The sequence below is a fragment of the Parahoeflea olei genome (assembly GCF_001703635.1).
GTDB lineage: Bacteria > Pseudomonadota > Alphaproteobacteria > Rhizobiales > Rhizobiaceae > Hoeflea > Hoeflea olei.
Map to the genome: position 1 here is coordinate 220,288 of NZ_LQZT01000042.1, position 19,201 is coordinate 239,488.

General features: G+C 64.8%; 16 protein-coding genes. 3 read left to right on the forward strand and 13 right to left on the reverse strand.

Annotation, left to right across the window (positions count from 1 at the left end; translation table 11 throughout):
* Positions 1-3 precede the first annotated feature (3 nt).
* From AWJ14_RS17880 to AWJ14_RS17905, 6 genes are read right to left on the reverse strand one after another with little or no spacing between them, the layout of a single operon-like run.
* Positions 4-684 carry a fumarate hydratase C-terminal domain-containing protein gene (locus tag AWJ14_RS17880; RefSeq protein WP_066182407.1) on the reverse strand — a complete coding sequence of 227 codons (681 nt, stop codon included), beginning with the start codon at positions 682-684 and terminating at the stop codon, positions 4-6.
* On the reverse strand, positions 648-1,610 hold the full coding sequence (locus AWJ14_RS17885) for a fumarate hydratase (RefSeq protein ID WP_066182410.1): 963 nt from the start codon (positions 1,608-1,610) through the stop codon (positions 648-650). Before AWJ14_RS17885 ends, AWJ14_RS17880 begins: the two co-directional genes overlap by 37 nt.
* A complete protein-coding gene (locus AWJ14_RS17890; RefSeq protein WP_210183560.1) occupies positions 1,610-3,370 on the reverse strand; it encodes an L-aspartate oxidase in 1,761 nt (586 codons plus the stop codon). Before AWJ14_RS17890 ends, AWJ14_RS17885 begins: the two co-directional genes overlap by 1 nt.
* 2 nt (positions 3,371-3,372) lie before the next feature.
* A complete protein-coding gene (gene sdhC, locus AWJ14_RS17895; protein ID WP_066182413.1) occupies positions 3,373-3,714 on the reverse strand; it encodes a succinate dehydrogenase, cytochrome b556 subunit in 342 nt (113 codons plus the stop codon).
* Entirely contained in the window at positions 3,711-4,040 is a 330-nt protein-coding gene (locus AWJ14_RS17900) for a succinate dehydrogenase (protein ID WP_066182416.1), read from the reverse strand. The genes sdhC and AWJ14_RS17900 overlap by 4 nt, the downstream gene beginning before the upstream one ends.
* A gap of 1 nt (position 4,041) precedes the next feature.
* Positions 4,042-4,758 carry a succinate dehydrogenase/fumarate reductase iron-sulfur subunit gene (locus AWJ14_RS17905; RefSeq protein ID WP_066182419.1) on the reverse strand — a complete coding sequence of 239 codons (717 nt, stop codon included), beginning with the start codon at positions 4,756-4,758 and terminating at the stop codon, positions 4,042-4,044.
* Positions 4,759-4,946: 188 nt separating this feature from the next.
* On the opposite strand from AWJ14_RS17905, the gene AWJ14_RS17910 reads away from it, so the two are divergent.
* Complete coding sequence (locus AWJ14_RS17910) at positions 4,947-5,561, forward strand: glutathione S-transferase family protein (RefSeq protein WP_066182422.1); 615 nt, start codon at positions 4,947-4,949, stop codon at positions 5,559-5,561.
* A 435-nt stretch (positions 5,562-5,996) separates the two neighbouring features.
* Here AWJ14_RS17910 and torA read toward each other — a convergent pair whose 3' ends face one another.
* The 3 genes from torA to AWJ14_RS17925 form a co-directional block, all read right to left on the reverse strand.
* Positions 5,997-8,474 carry a trimethylamine-N-oxide reductase TorA gene (gene torA / locus AWJ14_RS17915; protein WP_066182425.1) on the reverse strand — a complete coding sequence of 826 codons (2,478 nt, stop codon included), beginning with the start codon at positions 8,472-8,474 and terminating at the stop codon, positions 5,997-5,999.
* Between the two features lie 166 nt (positions 8,475-8,640).
* Positions 8,641-9,288 (reverse strand): molecular chaperone TorD family protein, encoded by a 648-nt coding sequence (locus tag AWJ14_RS17920; RefSeq protein ID WP_066182428.1) that lies wholly within the window; start codon positions 9,286-9,288, stop codon positions 8,641-8,643.
* Positions 9,289-9,346: 58 nt separating this feature from the next.
* The gene (locus AWJ14_RS17925; protein ID WP_066182431.1) at positions 9,347-10,516 is read right to left on the reverse strand and encodes a NapC/NirT family cytochrome c; all 1,170 of its coding nucleotides are present in this window, start codon (positions 10,514-10,516) and stop codon (positions 9,347-9,349) included.
* A gap of 129 nt (positions 10,517-10,645) precedes the next feature.
* On the opposite strand from AWJ14_RS17925, the gene AWJ14_RS17930 reads away from it, so the two are divergent.
* The gene (locus tag AWJ14_RS17930) at positions 10,646-11,371 is read left to right on the forward strand and encodes a response regulator transcription factor (protein WP_066182434.1); all 726 of its coding nucleotides are present in this window, start codon (positions 10,646-10,648) and stop codon (positions 11,369-11,371) included.
* Positions 11,372-11,428: 57 nt separating this feature from the next.
* On the opposite strand, the gene AWJ14_RS17935 is transcribed toward AWJ14_RS17930, so the two are convergent.
* The 3 genes from AWJ14_RS17935 to AWJ14_RS17945 form a co-directional block, all read right to left on the reverse strand.
* The gene (locus tag AWJ14_RS17935; protein WP_066182437.1) at positions 11,429-14,209 is read right to left on the reverse strand and encodes an ATP-binding protein; all 2,781 of its coding nucleotides are present in this window, start codon (positions 14,207-14,209) and stop codon (positions 11,429-11,431) included.
* Between the two features lie 122 nt (positions 14,210-14,331).
* Positions 14,332-15,360 carry a GTP 3',8-cyclase MoaA gene (gene moaA, locus AWJ14_RS17940; RefSeq protein WP_066182440.1) on the reverse strand — a complete coding sequence of 343 codons (1,029 nt, stop codon included), beginning with the start codon at positions 15,358-15,360 and terminating at the stop codon, positions 14,332-14,334.
* 646 nt (positions 15,361-16,006) lie between these two features.
* Positions 16,007-17,140 (reverse strand): aminotransferase class V-fold PLP-dependent enzyme, encoded by a 1,134-nt coding sequence (locus tag AWJ14_RS17945; protein WP_066182445.1) that lies wholly within the window; start codon positions 17,138-17,140, stop codon positions 16,007-16,009.
* Between the two features lie 174 nt (positions 17,141-17,314).
* On the opposite strand from AWJ14_RS17945, the gene AWJ14_RS17950 reads away from it, so the two are divergent.
* Positions 17,315-18,145: a crotonase/enoyl-CoA hydratase family protein gene (locus AWJ14_RS17950; protein ID WP_066182448.1), complete on the forward strand. Its 831-nt coding sequence runs from the start codon at positions 17,315-17,317 to the stop codon at positions 18,143-18,145.
* Between the two features lie 15 nt (positions 18,146-18,160).
* Here the strand turns inward: AWJ14_RS17950 and galE are convergent, their stop codons facing one another.
* Entirely contained in the window at positions 18,161-19,156 is a 996-nt protein-coding gene (galE, locus tag AWJ14_RS17955; RefSeq protein ID WP_066182450.1) for a UDP-glucose 4-epimerase GalE, read from the reverse strand.
* Positions 19,157-19,201 lie beyond the last annotated feature (45 nt).

The following is a 19,201-nucleotide window of genomic DNA, read 5'->3' on the forward strand; positions in this document are numbered from 1 at the left end:
GGCCTAGCCGATCATCTCGTCGGAGCGATCGTCGGTCTCGCCGAAGCGCTTGAGAACGGCGGGAACCGTGCCCTCATAGACCTTGGCCAGGTTGGCGGAGATCTTGGCGTTCTCGCGTTCGAACAGCGAATTGCCCGCCAGGTCGCTTTCGACGATGAACGGTCCCATGTTTTCGGCTTCCAGCACCCACATGGCCTGCGCCAGGCCCAGTTCCTTGTTCCAGTGCACCGCCTTGACGCGCTTGACCCCGCGTCCGAGCAGCGCGCCGGTGCCGTAGCCCACCGTGGTCAGGTAGATCGCGCCGTTGGGAACGAAATGCTCTTGGTAGTCCTTCGCGCTCATGCCGCCCTTGCCGATGATCAGCTTGGCGCCGGACCGCGCCATCCAGTCGCCGATCCATTTGGTGAAGCGGAACGAGGCGGTGGCGGTGACCGCACCGAGCCGGAAACTCCCGTCCTCGGCAATGGTGGCTGCGGGCGAGCAATGGAAATTGGCGGCGCTCTCCGACGGCAGTTCCATCGGAATGTTGGCATTGTCTTCCAGCGCGCGCTTGTAGACGCCCTCGCGCGCCGTGTAGATCAGCCCGTCGAGATAGACGATGTCGCCAAGCCGCAGTTCCGCCAGCGCTTCCCGCGTCGGCGTGGTGCTCAGGCGGATTTTTCGTGGTTTTGAGGGATTTCCCATTCCACTGTCTCCCGGCGTTGATAATCGGTGAACCAGTCCGGATCGGTGCGGTATTCCACCCGTCCGTCGGCGAAGACCCGCGCCACCGCGCGGCGTGACGAGAGGCAGAAGGCGTGCACGGACATCTGCATGCCGCCGGTGTGGCAGTAGCCTACCTCGATATTGGCGTCGATGACCATCGACTTGCCGACAAAACCCATCGCGCCCATGCCGATGGAGTTGCCCAGTTCCTTGAGCTCGAGCTCCAGTTCGGCGATGCGGGGATCGGAATTGCGCGATCCGACGACGCGCAGGCAGGCGGCGCGCTTGCCCAGCACCATGCAGGTGTCCTTGCAGCCGCCCAGGCCAATGCCGATGATCGCCGGCTGGCAGGCGAGACCGCGCTTGCCGAAGGCCACCAGGCAATCGAGATAGAAGCGCTTGATGCCCTCGATGCCGTCGGAGGGAAACAGCATGCGGTAATCGGTGCCGAACAGGCCGCCCTTGTGCACGGTGATCAGGTCGATCCACTCGCCGCCCGGCTCGTAGCCATACTCGATCTCGGGCGCGCCGATGCCGACATTGTTGTCGTGGTCGGTGCGCCACAGCGGATGCACGCGGTTGGGCCTGAGCGGCACGCCATTGGTGGCGTTGGCGGTGGCGCGGCGCAGCGCCGCCTCGAGCGCGATCGGGCCGCCCTCGATCTGCGTCTCGTTGCCCATCTTGACATACCAGCGCGGCGTGCCGGTGTCGCCGCACATGGCGCGGCGGTCTTCCTTGGCCGCCTCGTAATTTTCCAGCATGGCTTCGAGCACGAAGGACGACAGGTCCCCATCCTCGACACTGGCGGCGGCCTTGAGCCCGTCGAGATAGTCCTGCGGGATTTCGATCGCGGCCTTGTCCATCAGGATTTCGGCCGTCTTCTGGATGACGTCGATGGGGATCATCAGCTTGCCTCCACCAGTGTTTCGGGTTCGCCGGCGGGCAGGATGGTCTCGCCCGGCCGGACGATGGTGAATTGCACCGGCTCGCGGCTGACCTCGATGTCGCCGCCGCGCTGCCGGGCAACGGTGAAATAGGAACTGTCGAGATCTCCCTGCTCCGGGAAATCCTCCCGATAATGGGCCCCACGGGAGTTCTCCCGCGCCAGCCCGGCCTCGGCGATCACCTCGGAAATGTCGCAGAGCGAGCGCAGGTTGAGCCAGTCGTGCCAGGTCAGGTTGAAGGCGAGGTTGGACGAGGCCACACCCGAGACCGCCAGTTCGTCGGAAATCTGAGCCACGCGATCGATGCCGCGCCGCATGCCGCGGCCGGTGCGGATCACGCCGACATCCTCCCACATCGCCTCCTGCAGCCGGTGGCGCAGGTCCTGGATATTGGCGGGCTTGTGGCCGAGCGGCTGACAGGCCCGTGCGATCTCGGCGTCGAGCACGTTTTCATCGGGATCGCGCAGCGCGCCCATGCGGCGGATGTCCATGCCCATGACATCGCCCGCCACCCCGCCATAGACGGTCGAATTGGCGACGCCGTTGCCGCCGAGCCGGTTGGAGCCGTGGGCGCCGCCGGCATCCTCGCCCGCCACATAGAGGCCTTCCATCTCGGTGCGGGTGTCGGTGTCGACCACCACACCGCCCATGAAGTAATGCGCCGTGGGCACCACCTCGACCAGGCCGCCGGCCAGGTCGAAGCCGGAATCGGCGCAGCGCTTGACCATGCCGGAAAATTTCTGCCGCACCATCTCCGGGCCGAGATGGCTCATCTTGATGTAGACGCCGCCATTGCTGGAGGTGTTGGATTTCTGCATTTCCGCATAGATGCCGCGCGAGACCACGTCGCGGGTGGCGCGCTCGCCGCGGGCATCATAGTCGAACATGAAGCGACGCTCGGCGCCGTTGAGCAATTGCCCGCCCGCGCCGCGCAACCCCTCCTCCAGCACCGTGCCGGTCATCTTGGTGTGATCGCCGGCGAGCAGGCCGGTCGGGTGGAACTGCACCATTTCCATGTCGCGCAGCGGCAGGCCGGCCCGCAACGCCATGGCGAGGCCGTCCATGGTCTTGTCGCCCGAGGGCGTGTGGTACTTGTACATGGTCGGGCCGCCGCCGGTGGCCATCAGCACGGTCTTGGCGCGCACGAAGCGGAACCTGCCGGTGCGCATGTCGATCATCAGCACGCCCGCCAGCGCCGAACCGTCCTTCGTCGGGATCAGGCCGATGGCGCGGTGCTCCTGCAGCTTCTCGACCGGGCGCGAGAGCACCTGCTCCATCAGCCGGTTGATGATCTCGATGCCGGTCAGGTCGCCCTTGTGCACGGTGCGGTCGGCGGTCTGGCCGGCAAAGGCCTTGTGGTGCAGCGTGCCGTCGGCATTGCGATCGAAAAAGCAGCCGATCTCGTTTTCGAGCTCGCGCACGCGCACCACCGCCTGCTCGCACAGCCTCCAGGCCATGTCCTGATTGGGCAGCCACTTGCCGCCATTGATGGTGTCCATGAAGTGGCGTTCGACGGTGTCGCCATGCCCGAGCGCCACGTTGTAGCCGCCCTGCACCATGCGCGTGCAGCCACATTTGCCGATCAGACCCTTGACCGCGATCGTCACCTTCGTGCCCGCCGGCGCCGACTGCAGGGCGTGCAGCGCCGCGAACATGCCGGCGCCGCCGGTGCCGAGGATCAGGATATCGGTGTCGTGCCGTTCAATCGTGGTCATGCTCATGGTCACACCGCCTGCAGGAAAAAGGTGCCGGCCACCAGGAAGGCTGCGGCGACGGCTGACGCCGCCAGCGTCTTCTGCCGCGGCGACCAGGGCAGGAACTCCAGGGCCAACAGCCTGAGCCCGCCGAAGACGTGGACGGCCAGAAGAAAGACGAGCCCGAATTCGGCGAGCTTGACCAGCGGATTGTCGGCAAAGCGCAGAAAGCCGTCGAGGCGTTCGGGCTGATTGAGCGCGAAGGCCAGCACGTGGAAATGCACCGGCAGGAACAGCGCCAGGCCCAGGCCCGAGAGCCGGTGCAGCAGATAGGCGATCCACAGCGGGTGGGAGCGGTGCGGCCGGATCATAGCGTCACCGCCACCAGCGCGCGCAGGCCCATGGCGAGCAGGAGCAGGCCCGAGAGCCACATGAAGATCTCGAGTGCGCGCCCCTTCAGTCCCAGCGTCTCGTGGACGATGACGCGCAGGCCGATCGAGGCATGCAGCGACACGGAGAGCACGAACAGCCCGTAATACAGGAACCAGAGCACGCTGCCCTTGGTGCGGCCGAGGATTTCGGCGGCGCTCAGGCCACCCTGGATGGCATAGATCATCACCGCGATGTGGCCCAGCGTCAGCGGGATCATCACCATCGCGCTCAGCCGCTGCGCCATGTAGAGCTTCAGACCGAGCATGCTAGCGCCCTCCCTTGAAGAAGGAGCTGACGGTGGCGCGCTTGAGACCGGCAATCGCCTTCATCGGGTTGAGCCCGTTGGGGCAGTGCAGCGTGCAACTGCCCTGGCTGTGGCAGTTGTGGCACCCGCCCTTGCCCGAGACCGCATCGAGGATCGCATTCGGATCGGCATCCTTGGGATCGAGATAGAGGGTCCAGGCCCGCTGCAGCGCCGCCGGCCCGAGAAAATCGACATTGTTCGAGACCGTGTCGCAGGCCGCGTAACAGACCGAGCAATTGATACATTCGATGCCGGTGTCGGTCTCGACGCGCTCCGGCGTCTTCGGATCGAGGATCTCGATCGGCTCGTCGCGCGTCCTGGTCGGATGGTGGACGCCGCCGGCCGCCACCCATTTGTCGAAGAACGGGTCCATGTCGGCGGCCAGATCCTTGATCACCGGCAGGTTGCGCAGCGGGGCGATGGTGATGGCGTTGTCCTTGAGCACCGTCTTGACATGGGTCCGGCAGGTCCAGCGCGGCACGCCGTTGACCATCATCGCGCAGGAGCCGCACATGCCGACCCGGCAGGCGTAGCGGTAGGAAAGCGTCGGATCGGCATGTTGCTGGATCCAGGCGACGACATCGAGAATGGTCTGGCTGTCCCGGGCCGGAACCTTGAAATGCTCGAGCCCCCCGCCGTTCGCGTCGCCGCGCCAGACCGATACGTCCATTTCCTGCATGTTTGCCGACAAAACCGCCTCGATGACACTGATTGGTTGAGCGGTATTTATAGATGTGAGCGTTTCTAACAAAAAGGAATAAATGCTAATGCATTATGTAATCGATGCTTACGATAAAATCGCTTTCAAAGGCGCCCGATTTGTCTAGTGTCTGTGGCAGTTTCCATGACCTCGGATAGGGTCCCAAGATGATCACGCTTTGCTACGCCAAGGGCACCGCCGCGCTGGCGCCGCACATCCTGCTTGAAGAAGCCGGCGCCGATTACACCGCGCGGCTGGTGGATTTTTCCGCCGCCGAACAGCAATCGCCGGACTATCTCGCCATCAATCCGAAAGGCCGGGTGCCGGCGCTGATCACCGAGCAGGGCACGCTCACCGAGACGCCGGCGATCCTCGCCTATATCGCGCAGGTGTTTCCCGCCGCCCGGCTGGCGCCGACCGATCCGTTCTTCTTTGCCGAAGCCCAGGCGTTCAATCTCTATCTCGCCGCCACCGTGCACGTGAACCACGCCCACAAGCAGCGCGGCGCACGCTGGACCGACGACGCCGCCGCCCAGGAGAAGATGCGCGAGAAGGTGCCGGCCAACATGACCGACTGCGCCCGCATCATCGAACAGCACTATCTCAAGGGTCCCTGGGTGATGGGCGAGGCCTATTCGATGTGCGACCCCTATCTCTTCGTCATCACCCGCTGGATGAAGGTCGATGGCGTCAATCTCGATGATTTTCCGGCCCTGTCGGCCCATTTCAGCGCCATGCAGGACCGCCCGGCCGTCCAGAAAGTCATGCAGCTGCATAGCTGAGATCGGCCCCGACAGCCGAAACCGGGCTGCGATCAAACCGATTGCCGTAGAGCGGCGGCACCGCGCGATCAGGCGCGGACTCTGCCGCGAGAAGGCTAATTGATCGGCAAGGACTGCTTGATCCGCGATCACCCGGTCTGCCCCGTCGCGGCTCAGGGCGAACAGGGCTGCAGCTTGCGCGCGGGCGCGCGGTCCGTCGCCGAGAGCCCATCGGACAGTTCGAGTTTCAAACACGGCGGACAATCGGCGCGCTGTGCGCATGCCGTCGTTCTCGACGAGGTCAGCCGGCAACCGGTTTCGATCCCCAGGGAGCTTCGGACTTTTTGAGAGGATTTTCTCGGAAAAACCCGGCGCCGCAAGGCGGCGCCGGGCAGGAAGGGCATGCCGGGCAGACAGGTCGCACCTGCCCGGCAGACTGGGTTCGTCGCCCCGGTGTTATTCGGCCGCTTGCGGGGCCGTGAACACCGTGATTTCCGGAACCGTGCCGGTGAACTTCTCCACCTCGACCATGCAGGTGTGGGCGGACGTCGCCTGGGCCAGCCTGGATGTGCCGATATCGATGGTGAGAACGTTCGGGTCACCGTATTTGCACAGCGTGTTCGGATCGGTGATGTCCTCCGGATCGTACCAGGCCCCTTCCTGGACCTTGATGACGTTCGGACGGATATCGTCCGTCACCTTGGCCCCTGCCAGGATCTGGCCGCGACCGTTGAAGACGCGAACGATGTCGCCGTCGACGATGCCGCGGTCGGCCGCATCCTTGGTGTTGATCCAGCACGGTTCATGACCATTGACCGCATACAGTTCCCGGGCACTCGAAGCACACAGCTGCGAATGCAGCCTGTAGTCCGGATGGCTGGAGTTGAGATGCAGCGGATAGGTCTTGTCCTTCTGGCCAAGCCATTCCACGGGCTCGATCCACGAGGCATGCGGCGGGCAGTCGTCATAGCCGAATTTCTCGATCTCGTTGGAGAAGATCTCGATCTTGCCGGTTGCCGTCGGCATCATGTTCATCAGCGGGTCTTCCCTGAAGTCCGCATATTTGACACGCAGCTCGTTGGCTTCCGGGATCTCGAATTCGACGATGCCCTTTTCCCAGAACTCCTCGAAGTCCGGCATGGCGACGTCCTTCTTGGCCGCTGCCTCCTTGGCCTGGTTGTAAATGTCGGCGATCAGGTCCTCGGGCGTCTTGCCTTCGGTGTACTCGCTCTCCACGCCAAGCCGCTTGGCAAGTTCGACGAAGATATCCCAGTCGTCACGGGCTTCGAACACCGGGTCGATGATCTTGGCCATCCGGATGAACGCCAGGTTGGCGACGTTGCCGATGCGTTCGATGTCGTTGCGCTCGCACGCGGTCGTGGCCGGAAGAACGATGTCGGCAAAGCGCGCCGATGCCGTCCACTGGTAGTCCTGGATGACGACGGTTTCGAACTTCTTCCAGGCATTGCGCATGCGGTTGCGGTCCTGGTGATGGTGGAACGGGTTGCCACCGACCCAGTAGGTCATCTTCACATCAGGATAGACGTGCTTGCCGCCATTGTGCTCGAACTCGCCACCGGGGTTTTCCAGCATGTCGACGATGCGGGCGCACGGGATGGAGACGTGCCCCTTCTCTTCAGGCCAGGCCTTGATTTCCTTGCGCATGCCGGGGCTGATGGCGCTGCCGAGTGCCGGACCGTTGGAGTGCGGAGCACCGGCATTGTCGAGGTGATAGCGCTGGCAGAAGCCACCGCCCGGCAGGCCGATCTGGCCGATCATCGATGCCATGGTGATGAACATCCAGGGCCATTGTTCGCCATACTGCTGGCGCTGCGGGGTCCAGCCCGAGACCAGCATGGTGCGACCGCTGACGAACAGGCGCGCCAGTTCGCGGATCTTTTCGGCGGGGACTTCGCACTGTCCGGCAGCCCATTCCGCGGTCTTTTCGATCTTGTCCCAACCCGTACCCATCAGGTAGTCGGCGAACTTGTCGAAACCGAAGGTGTAGTTTTCGATGAACTCCTTGTCGTAAAGGTCTTCGGTCAGCAGCGTGTGGCAGATGCCCAGCGCCAGCGGGATGTCGGCATGCGGCCGCGCCGGCAGCCATTCGCCCTGGACTTCCTTGCACAGTTCGATGTTGACGGGGTTGATGAAGATCTTCTTCAGCTCCGTCTTGGCCTTCATGTCATCGAACCAGCGTTTTTCGCCATGGTCGGGGACGCCGGCAGAAATCCGGTTGTCCTTCAACGGGTCGGAAGCCCAGAAGACGATCAGGTCGCTGTTTTCCATGACGGAGCGATGGCTGGTCTGCGGGCCTTCGGCGTCGATCTGGCCGAGAATGTACGGCATGATGCCCGCCAGCGCGCCCTTGGAATAGTCGCCGGTGCTGAAGACGGCGCCGCCCTTCAGGTTCATCAGCTTCTTGAGCATGTTCTGCGGGTTCTGGACGCGGCCGGAGCTGCGCCATCCATAGGTGCCGGTATAGATCGACCAGGGGCCTTCCTCGTCCTGAAGACGCTGGATTTCCTTGGCCACCAGGTCGAGGGCCTGATCCCAGGAGACGCGCACGAAATCACCCGAGCCGCGGCTGTCGCGTTCGGCCTTCGGGCCGTTCTCGAGATAGGAGCGGCGAACCATCGGATACTTGATGCGTGCGGCGTTGTAGACCATGTCCTGGACACCGGGGAGAGCCGGGTTGGGATTGGGATCCTTTTCCCACGGGCGCACGCCCGTAAAACGGCCGTCTTCGACGGCGCCCCAGAAAGCACCCCAGTGCGAGCCGCTGAGAATTTCCTTCTTGCCTTCCGCGGCAAATGCGCGAGTCACGCCGGCCGGCAGGATGGCGCTGGCTGCGCCGATGGCGGCGAGCGTGGACGTTGCCGTCAGGAACCTCCGGCGGGACAGAGACCCGGTTATCAGATTTTGAGCAGACATAATATTCTCCTATTATCTTTCGATGCTTGCCTGGCAATTGGGTTGTCGCGTTCCTGCCAGGGGAACGGCGGGCGGCGATGGTTTCGCGTGCGCCCTTTGGTCCTTTCTTCATTTCTCCGCGCGAAGGCGGGCCTGGGTCTGGGTCGGCCGGGCCAAAAAGGCCAGGTCAGGCGGCAATGGGGGCAGAGGGGCAGGGAAGCGGCTCGTTCAGCAGCCGGCCGAGCAGGCGGGCAGCACAGGCATAAAAGCCGGTCCTGTCGAAGTCGCCGCAGGCCTTCTCGAAGGCCGGCACCCAGCTCTTGAGCCGTTCGTGCAACGACCGGACCGTGGCGATATCGGCCTTGTCCTCCGACACGCCGGCCAGCCGCAACGATTCCTCGAGCAGCGACAGTTCGACCACCAGGTGATCGGGCGCTTCGGGAAACCCTTCGACCGGTTGCAGGCATTGCTCGCGCAGCAACTTGGCCATCTCGCCGGCCGGGGCCTGGAACAGGCGGCCGCTGCCGAGATAGGCCGATTCATAGGGAGGCGCCGACATCGGGCCGCCCGCCCCCAGGAACAGCCGGCAGAAAGCCTTGTTGAGCTCGATGACGCCGGCCTTGGGGGAGCCAAAGTCGCGGGCGATCGCGATGAGCTTGGCCACGTCGTCCTGAAGCAGCGGGATCCGGGCCAGCAGCCCGAGCGGGCCATTTTCGGCGGGGAGCGCCATGGCCTCGAGATCCTCGAGTTCCAACGGCGTGCCGAACAAGCCGCTCAGGGTTGCCACGGCATCGGCATATTGGGGTCCGGAGATCGCTTGGGAGGTATTCATCATCTTGAACCTTCTTTTGAGGGGGGAAGCCCTGCCCGGCCGAACCGGGCAGGGTTCATGATCAGGCGTCCGGCGAGTCCTTGGGCATATCCTTGGCGTTGAGCTGCAGATAGCTCAGCAGGAAGCGGTACTCCTCGGCGCTCAGCGTCGTGTTGGTCTTCATGTCCTTCATGACGCCGGCCCACTGGTTGGCGAGGAAATGCCCGGGCAGCGGCGCACTGTGGCAGGTTCCGCAGGCGGCGATGTACATCTCGTCGCCGTAGCTGGTGATGCCGTTCCGATCGGAGGTGAAGGTATCGATCTTGGCCCAGGCGGTGAGCCTGCCTTCGGTCCAGTTCAGGCCGGTGTCGGCATCTTTCTGCGTTTCCTGCACCTCGATGCCCTTGACCATGTCGGCGGACATCACCGCCAGGAAGAGCCGGCGTCCCATTTCCTTGACGAGCGCACGCTCCATGCCTTCCTGCATCCAGCCGTCGATGCCGACCTTGATCCAGTCGCCGTCCTTTTCCAGCACCGTGACCTGGGTCAGGGGCATGATGTTGCCGTCGCCCTTGGCGGCGTCATCGGCCGGCTTTTCGGCATAGAGATTGGCCGACGCCAGGGCGTACAGCACCTTGGCGCTCTGGTTGTCCTTGGCGCCGCTGGTCAGCGATGCGTAGATCGACTTGTAGCCGCTCGACATGTCCGGCAACTCGTGGGCGATGCCCTTGTGGCAATCGATGCAGGTGCCGCCGTCCTTGGCTGCCTGCCGCATCTTCACCGCCTTCGGCCGCTGGTGCTCGAAGTCCATGGCGTCATAGGAGTGGCAGCTGCGGCACTGGGCGGAATCGTTGGCCTTCATCGTGGCCCAGACCGTCTTGGCCATGCGCAGGCGCTCACTGTTGAACTTTTCGCGCGTGTCGATCGTGCCGGCGATTTCGCTCCAGACGTCCTTCGCCGCCAGCAGCTTGGCCTGATACAGCTCAAGGCCGCCTTTGGGCACGTGGCAATCCGGGCAGCCGGCGCGCACGCCCGAGGGGTTCTTGTAGTGAACCGTCTGCTTGTATTCTTCAAAATTGTTGTCGGCCATGCTATGGCAGCTGACGCAGAATTCGGTCGTCGTCGTCTTTTCCAGGGCCGTGTGAAAACCGACGAAGCCAAAGACGCCGACAAGCACGCCGGCGCCGCCGACGATCCCGATCGTGGCGGGGCGCGTGAGGAAGCGGAACGCCGCTTTGAGAGGATTTGTCATTCTGTCACCCGGAATAATGTTAAAACCCACTGGAATTCAGTAGGTTCAAGATGGCCGGGTGGTGTAAAGGAACGCCGCTGCGATGTTTAACGAACCAAACTCAATTGTAAATGAAATGAGACCGAGCGCATGAGAAGCGGGCTTGCCATCAGTCCCCAGGATATCCGGATTGCCGTCGTCGATGACGAACCGGTGATCCAGCAGACCCTGCGCGCCTATTTCGAGGCCGCGGGCTTCAGGGTTTCGAGCGCCGACAGCGCCATCCAGCTCAGGCAGTTGATGGAGCGCGAGCCGATCGACCTGCTGCTGCTCGACATCCGCCTGCCCGACTGCGACGGACTGACACTGATGCGCGAGATCCGTGCGAAGTCGAACGTGCCGGTGATTCTGGTAACCTCCCGTGCGGAAGAGGCCGACCGGGTACTCGGGCTCGAGCTCGGCGCCGACGACTACGTGACAAAGCCGTTCTCCTCGCGCGAACTCTTGGCCCGGGTCAACACCGTGCTGCGTCGCACGATGAGCACGCAGAAGGAAGCCCAACAGGGCCAGCGCCACTTTCACGGCTGGACGCTCGAGCTGGATTCACACCGGCTTACCTCGCCGCAGGGGGAAACCAGCCGCCTCACCCATGGCGAATTCGACCTTCTGGCCGCCCTGACCCGCAATCCGGGACGAATCATGAGCCGCGACGACCTGATCGCGGCGGTGACCGATCGGGAATGGAATCCCAATGATCGCACCATCGACGTGCTGATCAGCCGGCTGCGCCGCAAGATCGAACCCGATCCGGCCAAACCGACGATCATCGTCACCGAATACGGCCTTGGCTACATCTTCACCGAGCGCGTGACCTGAAGCGCCCGCGGGCGTGAGGGCATATCCCGCCTCATCCTGGGGAACGGGCGCACGGCCTCACAAAGCCGCCATCTCCATCGCCCCGGACCGCTCCGAGAGACCCAGGTCGCTTGCGGCGCGAGCCGCGAGCGCTTCGAGTTCGCCGTCCAGGCTTTCGAGCAGCGCGGCCACGGCAACAGCGGCCGCAGCGTCATCGCCTGTATCGGCAGCGCTCTCGGCCTGCTCGGCAAGGCTTGCGATGGCCGCAACCCCGACATGGCTTGCCCCTCCGCGCATCCGGTGGGCGAGGCGCGAGACCACCTCGAGCTTGCCGGCCGCCATCGCGGCCCCGAGCGCGGCGGCCATGCCGGGCGTTTCCGATATGTAGAGTTCGACCATCTTGCGGGTCCATTCGAGCCCGAGATCGCGCGCATGCTGTGCCAGGATGCTGTCGTCACTCGGCGGGGTTTGTGCTGCCGGCGGACGCGGCGCCATGCCGATCGCGACGGCCATCGCCGCTTCCAGATCGGCCCAGCGATAGGGTTTGCCGACAAACCCGTCGAACAGCATCCGCTCCTCGCCCAGCCTCTCCTCCCTAAGACGCTGCTCGGCCGTCAGATCGGCGGTCAGGGCCACGATCGGAACCGCGGCCCGCGTCTCGTGCGCAAGCCTGCGGATCCGCCGCGTCACCTCGAGGCCGTCGGGCCCGGGCATCGACAGATCCATCAGCAGGATGTCGAAATCGTTCTCCGCGGCCGCATGGATCGCCGAAAGACCGTCGCTTGCCACCGTCACCTCGTGACCGGCGCGGACCAGCAACGCCTTGGCGATCATGGCGTTGACCTGGTTGTCCTCGGCGACCAGCACCTTGAGCGCCGGCAGCTCCACGGCATCGGCCGGATCCGGCGTCTCGGGCCTCGCATCGTCCGACGGCGCGAACGGCATGCGCACCGTGAAGACGGTGCCGCCACCGGGCGGGCAATCGAAATCGATCTCTCCACCGACCTGCGCCAGAAAGCCCTTGCAGACCGCCAGGCCGAGCCCGGAGCCGCCGAAGCGGCGGGACACGCTGCCGTCGGCCTGGATGAAAGGCTCGAAAAGCGCGGCACGGCTGGCCTCGGGAATGCCGATGCCGGTATCCGCGACGACGAAACGAAGCCAGAGCAAGTCCTGCGACGTGGCTTCCGGATCGAGCCTGACGGATCCGGCGGGCGTGAACTTGACCGCATTGCCGAGAATGTTGAGCAGGATCTGGTCGAGCTTGCCGGGATCGCCAACGAGGTGGTCGGGCACGTCCTGCGCGATGGTCGAGCTGTAGTCGAGCCCCTTTTGCAGGGCTGTGGAACGGATCGTCGCCTCAACCACCGCAATCTGCTCGGAGAGCGAAAAGGCGACCTTTTCGACGGTGGAGCGGCCACTCTCGATGCGCGAATAGTCGAGGATATCGTTGACGATGTCGCGCAGCAGACGGCCCGACTTGTCGAGCCCGTCGATCCAGGTGCGCTGCTCGTCCGACAGCTCGCTGCCCTCAAGCAGCTGGACCGAGCCGAGAATGCCGTTCAGCGGCGTGCGGATTTCGTGGCTCATCGTCGCCATGAACCGGGACTTCGCCCGGCTCGCGCGGCTGGCATGGGTGACCAAGTCGTCGCGCAGCTTGTCGATCCGTTCCTGCATGCGTTCGGAAGACAGAGCCTTGCGCCGCAGGGCTTCCAGCGTGGTGGCGATCGCGCCCGGCTCGTCGGGCCAGCGTGAGGCCGGGACCGGCTCCTGGTAATGCCCGCTTTCGAGCCGCGCCAGCGACACGGCGAGCGAGGCGAGCGGCATCGACAGCCGCGTCCGGATGAAGCGCATGGTCAAGAAGCTGAAGGCCAGCGCCAGCAGCAGAACCAGGGTGGACCCGGCAACGCCGAACAGGGCTGTGCGCTGTTCGGCCTCGGCGCGCTGAAAGGCGATGTCGAGCGCCATGTGCCCGGTTGAAAGGATTGGCCCATAGGCCTCGACGCAGTTTTCGGACCAGGCGCTCGGCGCGTCGACGGGCTCGCCGCTGCCCGACAGGCCGTTCAGCACCGTCGACATCACCTTCTGCATTTCGGCTGTCTTCTGGCGCCCCCGGCGAACGGCATCGAGCAGGCCGGACTCGAACGGCAGCTGCGAGGCGGTCCGCTCCATCTGCACCCACAGCTCCTGATAGGCGCCGATATCCTGCTGCCAGGCATCGCGTTCGTCACGGGTGAGCGGAATGTCGCGCTGCACCTGGCGGCGGAAGCCGGAGCATTGCAGCGCGTAGCGGTCACGAATCGAATAGGAGAGCTCGCGGATGGTGACCAGTTCGCCGAGTTCAGGGTTGAGCGCCCCCAACCGCGTGCCGACGGTGGTGCCGGTTTGGGCAAAGGCGGCGGCAAGGCCATAGATCGCCTGGCGCCACGGCTCGATGACGGCAACATCGCGCTGGTCGCGCGGCAGCTGCGTTTGCGCGATGACGAGGGGGCGCGTCCGGGTGAGACGGCCAAAGGCCTGGTCTATCGCGGAAAGCTGGGCGGAATTGCCTTGGGCATCCTGGGCTTCCAAGGTCCTGCGGATTGAATGATAGATCTCATCGACCCTGGCCAGCATCTCCTCGACCGGGGCTGCGGCATCGTCGTCCTGCAGCAGGCTCACGCCCGCGGTGCCGATGCCGCGCCTGATCTCCGTCGCGCCGACGAAGAGCATGCGGTCGACGGCCACGAGGTCGACCACAGTGCGGGAATCGACGAAACCGCGCCAGGAGACCGCGGCTGCGGTCAGGGCTGCCACGATGATGATCGCCACGGTGGTGGCGTAGAGCAGCTTCACCCCTTGGGTGACGGATTTTCTGAACATGACACTTTCCCCGGCCACGTCAGAGCGGCGGCCGCAGCCGGGACCCGATCGCGGGGCCGCCGATATCCTTGCCTTCGCCGTGGCTGCCCCGGCCTGAAGCGGCAACGGCGACGGTCTTCATGCTACCCTCCGAGCACCGACATGTGACGGCCGATGCCCTGGACATCCTGCGCGCCGATGGCAAAGCTGTGGCCGCGCGGCTTGCGGGCGATCGCCCCGAAGATCAGCGACGAGACGGGTTCATCGCTGGAATCACGGCGCAACGCCTCGCGCAGATCCACGGCCCCTTCCTTGCCCATGCAGGTGTAGAGCTCGCCGGTGCAGGCGACCCGGATCCGGTTGCAGCTGGCGCAGAAGTCGCAGGAGAGCGGCGTGATGAAGCCGAGCTTGCCGCCGGTTTCCCCGACCCGCACATAACGCGCCGGCCCGCCGGTCTGGTCGGCAAGCGGCGACAGCGTGTAGCGCTTCTCCAGATCCTGCCTGAGCGCGTCAAGCCGCAGATAGCTTTCCTTGCGGTCGTGGCAGACGGTGCCGAGCGGCATCTCCTCGATCAGGGTCAGATCCATGCCACGCCCGTGGGCAAAGCGGATCAGGCCGTCGAGTTCCTCCTCGAAGGCACCCTTCATGGCCACGGCATTGAGCTTGACCTTGAGGCCGGCCGCGAGCGCGCTGTCGATTCCGTCAAGCACCTTGGCAAGATCCCCGCAGCGGGTAACGGCGCGGAAACGGACGGGGTCGAGACTGTCGAGCGAAACGTTGACGCGGCGCACGCCGGCCTCATGGAGCGACTTGGCGTATCGGGAGAGCTGCGATCCGTTGGTGGTCACCACCACCTCGTCGAGTTCGCCGCTGCGCAAATGGTGCGACAGCATCTCGAACAGGCTCATGATGTTCTTGCGCACCAGCGGTTCGCCGCCGGTGATGCGGATCTTGCGCACGCCGTGACGCATGAACACCGCCGACAGACGGTAGAGCTCCTCGAGCGTCAGCACATCGCGGCGCGGCAGGAAGGTCATGTGTTCGGACATGCAATAGGTGCAGCGCAGGTCGCAACGGTCGGTGACGGAAAGCCGGAGATAGGTGATCTGACGGCCAAAGCCGTCGGTCAGGGATGCGCCGGCGGCAGGAAGGGGGGGCTGAATGTCTTGCATGATGATCTCAGATGCTTTGCCGGGCAGGCGCCGCCTGCCCCTCGGTGATGCCTGGCAATTTCGGTTGAACGCCAGAAGGCTTGGCAATGCGCGCACCCAGGACCGCTGCGACCGTCCGCGCCATGCCATCGGCTCCGCGCCCGGACTTCGGTTTTTCCCGCATTCGACGTCTCCCGGCATTCGGATGCATCGCCCTTTCCGGGGACCCGGCTTCGAAACGCGCACTTCATACATTGCCTGAGAACCGGTCTGCGGGAGGAGACGGCCTGTGTCCTTGATCTATCGCAAGTTTCGCCGCTGCCGTGCCGGCTTTTCCCTGATCCGCCTGCCCCGTCGACCGACGGCGAACCGTCTCCAAACGCCTCGACGTGGATCCCCTGCCGGTTCGGCCCCGCAGCTATAGCGCCCCGGGTAGCGGGATGGACGGGGGATGGAGGAGACGATCCGGGTCTGTGGAATGCGCGCGACAGGCGCTCAACTGATGCAGGCAACGGGATGCAACGGATCATCCATGCCAAGCCGGAGAAACCTCTTGGAGGTCTTGGGCGGTGAGGTGTCGTGGCGACCGGCGACCGCGGCACCTCCGGCCAGATTGCGGTCGCACGGAAGCGCCCCGCCGCTGGTGCGGCAGGGCGCTCGCCGGGTCTCAGGCTTCCGTGACCTTGTCGAGCACGGTTTCGAGCCTCGAAACGGTGGCATCGACATCGGCGAGCTTGTCGAGGCCGAACAGGCCCAGGCGGAAGGTGCGGAAATCGGCGGGCTCGTCGCACATCAGCGGCACGCCGGCCGCGATCTGCATGCCTTCGGCGGCAAATTTCTTGCCGTTCTGGATCTCGGGATCGCGGGTGTAGCTGACCACCACGCCCGGCGCCTCGAAGCCGGGAGCGGCCACGGACTTGTAGCCGCGGGCAGCGAGCATGGCGCGGACCTTCCGGCCGAGCTCCCATTGCCTTTCGCGGGCATTTTCGAAGCCGAATTCGCGGGTCTCGACCATGCGGTCGCGGAACATGCGGAGCGCGTCGGTCGGCATCGTCGAATGATAGGCATGGCCGCCATTGACATAGGCCTGCATGATGTCGCGCCACTTCCTGAGGTCGACCGCGAAGCTCGAGCTGGTGGTTTCCTCGAGACGCTTGAGCGCCCGCTCGCCGAGCATGACCAGGCCCGCGCAGGGCTGCGCGCTCCAGCCCTTCTGCGGCGCGGAGACGAGCACGTCGACGCCGGTCGCCTGCATGTCGACCCAGACGCAACCAGAGGCGATGCAGTCGAGCACGAACAGCGCACCGACATCGCGGGCGGCGGCCGAGATCTCCCTGAGATAGTCGTCGGGCAGGATCACACCGGAGGAGGTTTCCACATGCGGCGCAAAGACGACCGCAGGCCGCTCCTCGCGGATGCGGGCGGTAATGGCCCCGATCGGCTGCGGCGCGAAGGCCGAGGTGCTTTCGTTGCCGGTCTGGTGGGCCTTGAGCACGGTGCTTTCGGCCGGGATGCCACCCATCTCGAAGATCTGCGTCCAGCGATAGGAGAACCAGCCGTTGCGGATGACCATGACCTTGGCGTCGGTCGCGAACTGGCGGGCGACGGCTTCCATGGCGAAGGTTCCGCCACCGGGCACGATCACGGCGGTTTCGGAGCCATAGACCTCGCAGAGCATGGCGTGGAGATCGGTCATCACGCCCTGGAAGGCCTTCGACATGTGGTTGAGCGAGCGATCGGTGAAGACCACCGAAAATTCCATCAGGCCATCGGGATCCACGGGGGCGGGTTGCATGCTCATCGGGTTGTCTCCTGTTGCATCATGCCCGGCTTTGCACCGGCGTATCCATGCTATAGGCCTGTTTTGACAAAGTTTGAAGGCACGCGCAGCGCGGCGAATTGCCAAGGGGCCACGGGCGCCGGCCAGCCCCGCGAAATGTCTTGTGCCACGCGCCTTTTGCCAAGGGAGAGAGCCATGACCTACAGCTGTTTTTCGCTCGAGATCGCCGGGCACATCGCCCATATCCGCTTCAATCGGCCCGAAAAGGCCAATTCGATGACGATGGCGTTCTGGAGGGAACTGCCCGAAGCGGTGAACCGCATCTCGAACTCTGCCGAGGCGCGGGTGATCGTGATTTCCGCGGAGGGCAAGCATTTCACCTCGGGCATGGACATCTCGGTGTTCATGGACGGCGGGCTCGATGGCGACCCCCAAAACCCGCAGGTTTCGGCCGAGGCGTTCCGCTACAAGATCAGGGCTTTGCAGGAGACGTTTTCGGCGCTCGAACGTGCGCGCCAGCCGGTGCTCGCGGCGATCCAGGGCGGCGCCATCGGCGCGGGCGTGGATCTGGCAACCGCCTGCGACTGCCGCTATGCCTCGGCGGATGCGTTCTTCGCCGTCCAGGAGACGGCGATCGGCATGACCGCCGATGTCGGCACGTTCCCGCGATTGGTACGCCTGATACCAGAAGGCTGGGCGCGGCAGATGGCCTATACCGCCGAGCGGCTGCCGGCGGCCAAGGCCAAGGAGATCGGGCTCGTCAACGAGGTGTTCGACACGCCCGAGGCGCTGCTTGAGGGCGTGATGGCAATCGCGCGCAAGATCGCCGCCCATTCGCCGCTGGCGGTGACCGGCTGCAAGGCGATGGCCAACTACGCCCGCGATCACTCGACCGCCGACGCGCTCGATTACATCGCGGTCTGGAACGCAGCCATGCTGCGCCCGGACGACATCAGGGAAGCCTATCTCGCCAGGGGCGAGAAACGGGAGCCGGTGTTCGATGATTTGAAGCCGCTCAAGCGCTGAGCGATCCGCGAGGCCTCAGAGCTTCTGGTTGGTGCGCGCCAGGCGGCGTTCCCAGGCGAGCGCGCTGCCGACGATCTGGTCGAGATCGTCGAGCTTCGGCGTCCAGTCGAGAACCATGCGGGCGCGGCTCGAATCGGCAACCGACGTGACGATATCGCCCGGCCGGCGCGCGCCGATGCGGATCTCGAAATCGCGTCCGCTCAAGCGCTGCACCGAATCGAGCACCTCGCGCACGGTGTAGCCGCGGCCATAGCCGCAATTGGCGATGATGCTCTGCCCGCCGCCGCGCAGATAGGTGAGCGCGCTCACATGGGCGGCGACCAAGTCACTCACATGGATGAAGTCGCGCACGCAGGTGCCGTCGCGCGTGGGGTAGTCGGCGCCGAACACCTCGATCCCGTCGCGCTTGCCCATCGCCGCTTCGGTGGCGACTTTGATCAGGTTGGCCGCCCCCCGGGTGGATTGCCCGGTGCGGCCCTTCGGATCGGCACCGGAGACGTTGAAATAGCGAAGTGCTGCGTAGCGGAAGTCATAGGCAGAAGCCGCATCGGCGAGCATGCGCTCGGTCATCAGCTTGGAAAGCCCATAGGGCGATTCCGGCAGGGTCGGCGCGGCCTCCGAGACCGGGCCGTCGCTTTCGGGACTGCCATAGACCGCGGCCGTGGAGGAGAAGACGAACTTGTCGATACCTTCGGCAATCGCGGTGCGGATCAGCGCCAGCGAGTTGGCGGTGTTGTTCTGGTAGTAGGCGAGCGGATCGGCGACCGATTCCGGCACCGAGATGGAGCCCGCGAAATGCGTGATCGCGTCCACGCCATGATCGCGGATGATGCCGGCCACGGTTTCGGTGTCGGCGATGTCGGCGCGGACCAGGATGGCTTCCGGCGCCACCGCCCATTCGAACCCGGTCGAGAGCCGGTCGACCACGACCACCTGTTCGCCCGCGTCGAGCAGCGCCCAGACCATGTGGCTGCCGATATACCCTGCTCCGCCGGTCACCAGAACCGTCATGGTGTCTCTCCACTTGAACTCCGCCCGCCAGCATGACGGGCAAAT

Excerpts from the sequence above, each read along its gene's own strand:
- AWJ14_RS17880 (WP_066182407.1), bottom strand. The coding sequence starts at position 684 with ATGGGAAATCCCTCAAAACCACGAAAAATCCGCCTGAGCACCACGCCG.
- AWJ14_RS17885 (WP_066182410.1), bottom strand. The coding sequence starts at position 1,610 with ATGATCCCCATCGACGTCATCCAGAAGACGGCCGAAATCCTGATGGAC.
- AWJ14_RS17890 (WP_210183560.1), bottom strand. The coding sequence starts at position 3,370 with ATGAGCATGACCACGATTGAACGGCACGACACCGATATCCTGATCCTC.
- sdhC (WP_066182413.1), bottom strand. The coding sequence starts at position 3,714 with ATGATCCGGCCGCACCGCTCCCACCCGCTGTGGATCGCCTATCTGCTG.
- AWJ14_RS17900 (WP_066182416.1), bottom strand. The coding sequence starts at position 4,040 with ATGCTCGGTCTGAAGCTCTACATGGCGCAGCGGCTGAGCGCGATGGTG.
- AWJ14_RS17905 (WP_066182419.1), bottom strand. The coding sequence starts at position 4,758 with ATGCAGGAAATGGACGTATCGGTCTGGCGCGGCGACGCGAACGGCGGG.
- AWJ14_RS17910 (WP_066182422.1), top strand. The coding sequence starts at position 4,947 with ATGATCACGCTTTGCTACGCCAAGGGCACCGCCGCGCTGGCGCCGCAC.
- torA (WP_066182425.1), bottom strand. The coding sequence starts at position 8,474 with ATGTCTGCTCAAAATCTGATAACCGGGTCTCTGTCCCGCCGGAGGTTC.
- AWJ14_RS17920 (WP_066182428.1), bottom strand. The coding sequence starts at position 9,288 with ATGATGAATACCTCCCAAGCGATCTCCGGACCCCAATATGCCGATGCC.
- AWJ14_RS17925 (WP_066182431.1), bottom strand. The coding sequence starts at position 10,516 with ATGACAAATCCTCTCAAAGCGGCGTTCCGCTTCCTCACGCGCCCCGCC.
- AWJ14_RS17930 (WP_066182434.1), top strand. The coding sequence starts at position 10,646 with ATGAGAAGCGGGCTTGCCATCAGTCCCCAGGATATCCGGATTGCCGTC.
- AWJ14_RS17935 (WP_066182437.1), bottom strand. The coding sequence starts at position 14,209 with ATGTTCAGAAAATCCGTCACCCAAGGGGTGAAGCTGCTCTACGCCACC.
- moaA (WP_066182440.1), bottom strand. The coding sequence starts at position 15,360 with ATGCAAGACATTCAGCCCCCCCTTCCTGCCGCCGGCGCATCCCTGACC.
- AWJ14_RS17945 (WP_066182445.1), bottom strand. The coding sequence starts at position 17,140 with ATGAGCATGCAACCCGCCCCCGTGGATCCCGATGGCCTGATGGAATTT.
- AWJ14_RS17950 (WP_066182448.1), top strand. The coding sequence starts at position 17,315 with ATGACCTACAGCTGTTTTTCGCTCGAGATCGCCGGGCACATCGCCCAT.
- galE (WP_066182450.1), bottom strand. The coding sequence starts at position 19,156 with ATGACGGTTCTGGTGACCGGCGGAGCAGGGTATATCGGCAGCCACATG.